Source organism: Plantactinospora sp. A48 (genome assembly GCF_055793945.1).
In genome coordinates this window covers 24,375-31,276 of the sequence record NZ_JBTIXF010000074.1, presented here as the reverse complement: position 1 = coordinate 31,276, position 6,902 = coordinate 24,375, and the positions used below count along the sequence as shown (strand labels likewise).

The 6,902-nt window shown below is 73.3% G+C and carries 4 protein-coding genes; all 4 read right to left on the bottom strand.

The features are described from left to right. Window positions 1-1,169, bottom strand: a 1,169-nt coding sequence (locus tag ACXN5W_RS26605) for a DUF58 domain-containing protein (RefSeq protein ID WP_473161124.1), incomplete at its 3' end; no start/stop codon positions are given. A gap of 14 nt (window positions 1,170-1,183) precedes the next feature. Continuing rightward, the gene (locus ACXN5W_RS26600; RefSeq protein WP_473161123.1) at window positions 1,184-2,179 is read right to left on the bottom strand and encodes an AAA family ATPase; all 996 of its coding nucleotides are present in this window, start codon (window positions 2,177-2,179) and stop codon (window positions 1,184-1,186) included. 95 nt (window positions 2,180-2,274) lie between these two features. Continuing rightward, window positions 2,275-4,932: a fibronectin type III domain-containing protein gene (locus tag ACXN5W_RS26595; protein ID WP_473161125.1), complete on the bottom strand. Its 2,658-nt coding sequence runs from the start codon at window positions 4,930-4,932 to the stop codon at window positions 2,275-2,277. 562 nt (window positions 4,933-5,494) lie between these two features. Next, window positions 5,495-6,901 (bottom strand): fibronectin type III domain-containing protein, encoded by a 1,407-nt coding sequence (locus tag ACXN5W_RS26590; protein ID WP_473161122.1) that lies wholly within the window; start codon window positions 6,899-6,901, stop codon window positions 5,495-5,497. Between the last annotated feature and the right edge of the window lies 1 nt (window position 6,902).

The window sequence follows — 6,902 nt, the reverse complement described above, 5'->3', positions numbered from 1 at the left end:
TCTTTGGCACCAAACCCCCCCCCCACCCAGGGGGGGCCCCCCCCCCACCACGCCCCCCCCTGCCTTCTGGCCCCCCGGGCCCCGGGACCGGTGAGGAACACGAGGGTGTCGCCCAGCCGGTCCTGGCGCAGCCGATTGCTGGTGCTGGACAGGTCGTCGACGCCGTCCTGCCCCGACCGCAGGGTCACCGCGGTGAGCCGGTCGAGGAACCCGCTGCCGGACCCCGGCCCGCCGCCGGCCGCGTCGGTGGCACCGTCGGCACTGCCCGACGCGCCCGTGCCGAGCGGTGCGCCGGCCCTACCACCCAGTGCGCCGGTGGGCGCGGCCGGGTCGGGCCGGGCCTCGGTGACCAGCAGCAGGCTCACCGGCAGCGACTCGCGGTGCGCGGCGGTCAGCACCGACGCGGCGGCCTCGCACGCCGACTCGAACGTCTCGGCCACCCCGTCGACCACCCGGGGGTGGGCGGCGGCGCGGTCGTCGAGCAGCACCACGATCCGCGGCAGGCTGGTGTCGACGTGTTCCCGCACCATCAGCTCACCCACCCGGGCACTGGTGCGCCAGTGGACCCGCCGCAACTCGTCGCCCACGACGTACTCGCGCAGGGTGTCGAAGGTGATCGACCCCTGCGGCACCCGGTCCTGCCGGCCGTCCATGCTGCGGCTCACCCCGGCGGGCACCGCGCCCAGCGGATGGACCCGGGGATGCACCCACACCTCGGCGGTTCCGCCGGACGAGCGGGCCAGGGTCACCAGGCCGAGCGCGTCGCGCGCGGTGATCCGCAACGGGCCCACCGGAACGACCCCGCGCCGGGCGGTCGGCACCGGATAGCTGACCGTGGTGTCCCGGCCGGGGCGCAACCGCAGCAGCGGCACCGGGACCGATCGGCCGGCGCAGCGGTCCTCGGCGATCAGGCTGGCCGCCCGCAGTCGTCCCCGGTTGCGGACGGTCAGCGTCATGCTCGCCGGCTCACCCCGGCCGACCCGGTCAGGGTCGGCCACCCGGCTGGTGTCCAGCCGGGGGCGCCCGAGGGCCTGGCCGAAGCCGCAGACCACCGCCACGACGGCCGTCACACCCAACACGGTCAGCTCGGCGTAGTCGAACCGGACGCCGAGCAGCAACAGGACGGCGGCGGCGACCAGCAGACCGATGCCGCGGGAGGTGATCCGCATGACCAGCCCGGATCTCAGCCGGCGGCCGAGGCCAGGTGCCCGGACGGCAACGGCACCGGTACCGAGGCGACCGACTCGGCGAGCACCTGAGCGGCGGTGACCCCACGCATCTGCGCGTCGGGGGTGAGCAGGATGCGGTGCGCGAAGACCGGCCCGGTCAGCAGCTTGAGGTCCTCGGGCATGATCCAGCCCCGGCCCTCGGTCAGCGCGTACGCGCAGGCGGCGCGGGTCAGCGCGATCACCCCGCGCGGGCTCACCCCGACCCGGACCTGCGGGTGCGCTCGGGTCGCCGCGGCCAGTCGTACCGCGTAGGTGTAGAGCGGTTCGGCGATGTGGACCCGGCGGGCCATCGCGACCATCTGGCCGATCATGGCGGTGTCGGTCACCGGTTCGAGGGCGTCCGGGGAGCGTACGGCGGCGCCCCGCAGCACCTCCACCTCGACGGCCTCGTCCGGGTAGCCGACCGACAGCTTCACCAGGAAGCGGTCCAGCTGCGCCTCCGGCAGCCGGTACGTACCGTCCATCTCGACCGGGTTCTGGGTGGCCACCACGAGGAACGGCTGGGGTACCGGATGCCGAACGCCGTCCACCGTGACCGTGCGCTCCTCCATCACCTCCAGCAACGCCGACTGGGTCTTCGGCGAGGCCCGGTTGATCTCGTCGGCGATCACGATGTTCGCGAAGACCGGTCCCGGGTGGAACTCGAAACCGCGGGACGCCTGGTTGAAGATGGTCACCCCGGAGACGTCGGCCGGCAGCAGGTCCGGGGTGAACTGGATCCGCCGCCACTGCCCGTGCACGGTGGCCGCGATGGCCCGGGCCAGGGTGGTCTTGCCGACCCCCGGTACGTCCTCCAACAGCACGTGTCCCTGGGCGAACAGGGCGGTCAACGCCAACCGGACCACCTCGGGCTTGCCCAGCACCACCGACCCGATGGCGCCGGCCAGCCGGGCGGCCACGGAGGCGAAACCCTGCACATCGCGCGGGGTCAGCGGCTCGGTGCCGGTCACGTCGGTGCTCCTTCGGGTGCTGCCGGATGCGCCGCGGGCGATCCGCGGTGATCCTCACCGGCCGGCGGTCGCGTCCCGCCGGCCGGCGGGTGGGCTCAGCAGGTGGGCAGGACGCCCGGGTCGTCCTTGCCGTTCACGTCCAGGTTCAGCCAGGCCCACGGGATGTAGTTGCGGCCCTTGTACTCCACCTGGATCCAGATGTTGCTGACCTTGTTGTCGTTGTAGATCCAGGCGTCCACCTTGCTACCGGTGGTCTTGCAGTACGCCTTCAGCGAGGTGCCCGGCTTCGCCCAGCCGGCCTGCCGGCTGTCGTCCTGCTTCGGGATCTCGAAGATCTCGTCGCCGTTGCGGCCGTCGACATCGGCGTTGCAGTACGTGCGCTGGGCGCCGTCCGGGCCATTGTTGCAGGTCGCGGTCCCGAACACCGGGTCGGTGGCCTGGGACCGGGGCGCCGTGTTGGAGCCGGCCGCGTTCCGCACGGTCACCGTGAACGTGTACGACGTACCCGGTGACAGGCCGGTGGCCGTGATGCTGGCGTTGGCCCTCGCGCAGTCGCCGGTCACCGCCGGCTTGCCGTTCGGGGTGAGCGTGCAGGTCACCTGCCCGCCCCCGGAGTCCACCGTGAACGACACCGTCGCGCTGGTCGTACCGGCCGAACTGCCGGTCACCGTCGCCCGGGGTGCCGCGACCGTGCGGGCCGTGGTGCTGGCCGGCGTCCCGTCGCCGGCCTCGTTGACCGCCCGGACCTTCACCGTCACGTTCTGTCCGTCGCCCAGGCCGGTGAGCTTGGTCGACGTGCCTGTCACGTTCGTGGACCGGCCGGCCGCCTCGACTACGTACCCGCTGATCGGCCGGCCGTTGTCCACGGCCGGTGACCAGCTCACCGCGATCGCGCCCGCCTCGCCGGACACCGTCCGCGCGGTCAGCCCGGTGGGTGCGTCCGGCGCCGCGAACGGCACCACGCTGTTGCTCACCGGCGACGGCGCCGAACCGGCGCCCTTCGAGTTGACCGCCACGACCGTGAACGCGTACTGGGTGCCGTAGTCCAGGTCACCGGCCCGGATCACCAACTCGGTCTTGGTCGAGTCGCCCACCGGAGCGGTCGCGCCGGCCGACACCGCGGTCACCGAGTACTTCGCGATGTCGTACCCCTGGCCGTTTGCCTCCGGCCAACGCACCAGGACCGTCCCGTCCGGTCGGGCCTCCGCCGCCACGCTCGCCGGCGGATCCGGTACCTCCGAGGTCGGCACCACCGGGTTGCTGGTCCGATCCGGACCCGCGCCCTTGCCGTTCACCGCGTGGACCTTGAACCGGTACGTCTCGCCGTTGGTCAGCCCGGTGAACTCCACCGACCGCTGGTTGGCGCCCACCTCCACGGTGCGGTCCGCGCCGGTCACCACGTATTTGATGATCGCCGAACCGTTCGCGGCGGCCGGCCGCCAGCTCACCCGGGCCTGCGCGTTACCGGCCGACGCGGTCACCCGGCGCGGCGCGCTCGGCCGGCTGACCACCGGCTTCTTCGGCGGAGGCGGCGGCGGAGCGGCCGGCGGCGGGTCACCGCCGAGGATGTCGTTGGCGTACTTGTCGACCTTGCTCACCCGGCGCTGGTCGTCCACGACCCGCGCGGTCGCCGACCCCGGGGAGTTGATGAACAGGTGGTTCTCCCGAACCTCCAACTCCAGCGGGCCGGTGGTGTCCCGAGAATCGATCTTGTCGACGACCCGCCCGTCACCATCGAGCGCGTAGATCACCCGGTTGTCGACGTCGGCGCAGTAGAACAGCCCGGCCCAGGCCACCGCCGGCTGCAACTGGCCGCCGCTGCCCGGAACCGTGAACTGCCTCAGCGCACCCGCCCGGTCGACCACCACGACGTTGCGGTTGTCCGGCACCGTCACCGGCACCGTGGGCCCGCTGGTACGGCCCGGCAACGCGCCCGCCCCGGTCAGCCGCAACGGCACCGTCCGCTGCTCCTCGTCGTGCAACGTGGTCAACGACCCGGCCGTACGGTCCAGCACCGCCACCCCGTCGTCGAGGGTGGACACCGCGAGATCATGGTTCGGGGGCGCCACCGTCAGCGTCTTCACCTGCCGCGGGCTCAACCCGCCACCCGTGCCGCCCGAGGCCGGCGCGGACGGCAGCGGCGCCGGGGTGACCGCCGTGACGGTGCCCTGACTCGGCACCCCCACCCACAGCCGGCCGGCGCCGTCGAAGCTGCCCCCGGTGATGCCCGGCGGGAAGTTCACCGGCTCGCCGACCGGCTGCAGCGAGCGCGGGTCGAGCTGCCGGACGACGCCCTGCACGGCGTCCACCACGAACGCGCCCGCCTTGTCCAGCGCGACCGACACGCCGAGCCCCGCCGTCGTCCGGGTACCCGCCACGACCTGCAGGGTCGCCAGGTCCAGCGAGCTGACCTGACCGGTGTTCAGGTCCCGCAGCAGCAGCAACCGGTCGGTCTGCACCACCTGCATGGTGTGGCCCTGCGCCTGCGGCACCTGCACCCGGGTGTCGACCTTCGCGGTCGTCCCGTTCACCCGGGCCAACTCGCTGCGCGCCGTGCTCCACAGCCAGGAACTCGCGTCGTAGCTGGCGACCGCGTTGTCCGCGGCACCGAGCCCCAGGACCGTCAGGCCCATCCCCGCGACCACCGCGGTGACCACACCGATCGTGACCAGACCGCCGGGAACCCGCCGCCGTCGCTTCGCGATCGGTGGCTCGCCCGGGTTTCCCCCCGTGCCGTCGTCCGTGGTGCCGATGCCTGTGGTGACCACAGCCGGCCGCCTCCCCACCTGCGATTATTCCCCGTTGGGAAGGCTCTGGGCAGTCCCCGCCCTCCGCACAACGGCTGCCATCCTATGACCTGGTCAGGCACGGGGGAAACCCGCCTGTAGCTCCTGTGGACACGCAGCGTGGCACTTGTGGACAACGATTTGACCGGACCGGACGATGAGGATATGCGCAGGTGACGGGCGGTGGCGCGGCCCGTCCCGGTCCGGCGGAGCCGGCCGTACCGCCGGTTCGTCACCCCGGTGACAGCGGCAGGCGGGGCCGGTCACCCCGGACACCGTTATGGAACTGCCGCAGCCCTGCCGACGTCGCTGTCGCCTTCGCCGCCGTCCTGGCCCCCGCTGCCCCAGGTCGTCGCCGGGCTGATCTGCCGTCTGGCACTGCCGCCGTCCCGATCTCCAGCAACTTTGGCACTGCCGCAACCCTGACACTCTTCATCGGCGTCCCGGGATCGTCCGGGTCCCCGGCTCACCGGTCTCCGGGATCGTCCGGGTCTGGTTCACCGGGTCCCGGGACCGTCTGGGCCGCCACTCACCGGGGCGAGGCCGACGCGCGGTGCGTGCAGACCTGACCCGAGGTGGCGTACCTGTCGGTGCCGTAAACCGCCAACACCGTGAAGCAGTAGTCGACCTCCGGACTCAACCCGTTGACCGTGTAGCTGGTCCGGCCCGCGTCCACCGAGGCCAACGCTCCGAGGGTCTGGCCGGACCGACCACCGGCCACGATGAACGGTACGGTGCCGGCGCTCGGATCGGCCCAACTGACCGTGATCGTGGTCCGTCCATCCCGCAGCCGCAGATCCGTCGGCGGCGCCCCGGCCGGCTCGCCCGTGGTGGGTCCGGCAGGCGGCGGGGTCGGATCGGAGGGTCGGTTGCTCAACACGATCACCGTCACCACGCCGGCGGCCACGATCGCCACCGCGGCGGCGGCGACCGCGATGACCGCTGCCGGCCAACCCCGACCGCCTCCGGTGGCCGGGACCGGTTCGGTCACCGTCGGCTGGACCGGCCCGTACCCCGGGGTGGACCCACCGGAGGCCGGGTAGGCCGCCCCGTACCCCGCTGGCGGCGCGGACGGTTGGAACGACGGTGGCCCGGCCGGTTGGAACGACGGTGGCGCCGAGGACTGAAAGGCCGGCGGTCCGGACGGCTGGAACGCCGGCGGGGCCGAGGACTGGAACGCGGGCGGGGGAGCCTGGAACGCGGCGGGGTCGGACGGTTGGAATGACGGTGGCGCGGCCGGCTGGAACGCCGTGGGATCGGGCGGCGGGTACGCAGGGGAGGAGCCCGACTGATATGTCGCCGGCGTCGCCGGTTGCCCAGCTCGGGTATCCGCCGGGAACTGGTACCCCGACTGGGCGGTCGATGGCGTGCGGTGCGGCTGCGTCAGAGTTGCCGGCGGCGACGCGTTCTGATGTTGCGCCGGTGGGGGGCTCGGCGGCTGCGGCACCGGAATGGCCGGCGGCGTGCTCTGCGGCTGTGGCAGCTGGGCGACCGACGGGTGGTTCGACGGCGGTGGCGCCAGGGTTGCCGGTGGGGATCCGACGGCGGGAGAGGGGGCGTCGTCGCCCAGATAGGCCCGCGCCGCGAGCACCGCCGGGTGGTCGGCCCCGAGTACGGCCGGTCCGTACGTCGCAACCCGGGTGAAACTCTTGCGGGCCTCGTGCCGGTTGCCCAGCTCCTCGGCCACACCGCCCAGCTCGTGGGAGATCGCCAGCAGCACGGGATGATCGTCACTCCACCGGCGCTGACCGTCGGCCAGCGCCTCCTCCAGCACCCGGCGCGCCGCGGCGGGATCGTCGGCTCGCCGATGCAACTGGGCCAACAGGTGGGCGGCGCCGAGCAGGTCCGGGTGATCAGGGCCGTAGCTGGGTCGGGCGGCCGTGATGGCCTGGCCGAGCAGCCGGCGGGCACCGGGCAGGTCCCCGGCGTCGCTCATG